The following is a 1438-nucleotide window of genomic DNA, read 5'->3' on the forward strand; positions in this document are numbered from 1 at the left end:
CGCTGGGCTTGCGCCAGCGCTGCCAGGGCCTTCACGGCAGAACCTTCCTCAAGCGGGGGAAAATCAAGGTTTGGGATTAATGCTTTCATAATTCAAATATAATTGAATTATGGAATCGATGCAACCAATCCCTTTTCAGGAGTGAAACTTATGCCTTCCGCCGTCACGATTTACCACAACCCCCAATGCGGCACGTCGCGCAATGTGCTGGCGCTGATCCGCAATGCCGGCATCGAACCCGAGGTCATCGAATACCTGAAAACCCCGCCAACGCGGGAGGCGCTGCGGGAGCTGGTTGCGCAAATGGCGGTGCCGCTGCGAGAGGTGGTTCGGGAAAAGGAAGCCGTTTACAAGGATCTCGGCCTGGACGATGCCACGCTGGTCGACGAAGCCCTGATCGACGCGATGCTGGCCCATCCCATCCTGATCAACCGGCCCATCGTCGTTACGCCGTTAGCCACGCGCCTGTGCCGGCCTTCGGAAGCCGTGCTGGACATCCTGCCCACGCCACAGCGGGGTGCGTTCAGCAAGGAAGACGGTGAACAGGTTGTCAATGACAAAGGGGAGCGTGTGGCGGGCCGTTGAGCTTCCCGTCCTTGGCGCAACGCAGTCCGGGCCGTCCGACTGCTCGGCCGGTTGCACGGGTCTGTCCATGGTCATGCATCCGCGGTAATGGCGTCTTTTCGGTCATTTCCGCTGTTTAACCGAGGGAATGGGCACCTGATTTGACAAATGCTGCGCTTATAGGCAGAAGAATGCTGGTGCCGCCGCGTTTCCTCACGCATAATCGGGAGGTGCGGCTGCCATTGCATTCGCACAGGTTAGTGATCGGTCAGTTTCGCGCGCTACGGCGGTACTTTTTAGGTTTGTTGTGCTTTCGGGACCCCATCGCTTTTGTTTTATGTATTTTTGAGGAGTCCCCATGGGCAATAAACTTTACGTCGGCAACCTGCCATACACCGTCCGTGACGAAGACCTGCAACAATCTTTCGGCCAATACGGCTCTGTCTCCAGCGCCAAAGTCATGATGGAACGCGACACCGGTCGCTCCAAAGGTTTTGGCTTTGTCGAAATGGGCAACGATGCCGAAGCACAAGCTGCAATTTCCGGCATGAACGGCCAGTCGCTCGGCGGCCGCAGCATCACCGTGAATGAAGCCCGTCCAATGGAAGCACGTCCTCCACGTAGCGGCGGCTTCGGCGGCGGCGGTGGTGGCGGCTACGGTGGCGGCGGCGACCGTTCCGGCGGTGGCGGCTACGGCGGCGGCGGCGGTGGTCGCGGCGGCTACTAAGCCCTGCAAACCCCGTCAACGGCAGAGATGCCGTTGCCAACCCGCTCTCTCGGCGTTACGTTGAGAACAGCATAAAAGGCTTCAGAACTTCGGTTTTGAGGCCTTTTTTCTTTGGGGYTGGGTAATATCTTTGGGGCTGGGTAATAT

The 1438-nt window shown here is 58.4% G+C and carries 2 protein-coding genes; both read left to right on the plus strand.

Annotated features, from left to right (window positions below):
* Positions 1–150 precede the first annotated feature (150 nt).
* Positions 151–585, plus strand: coding sequence for an arsenate reductase (glutaredoxin) (gene arsC / locus AC1D1P_RS23310; RefSeq protein WP_477674631.1), 435 nt, complete (start codon positions 151–153; stop codon positions 583–585).
* A gap of 337 nt (positions 586–922) precedes the next feature.
* Positions 923–1291 (plus strand): RNA recognition motif domain-containing protein, encoded by a 369-nt coding sequence (locus AC1D1P_RS23315; RefSeq protein ID WP_477674632.1) that lies wholly within the window; start codon positions 923–925, stop codon positions 1289–1291.
* The last annotated feature ends 147 nt before the right edge of the window (positions 1292–1438 follow it).

Source organism: Polaromonas sp. P1_E1_2 (assembly GCF_056406035.1).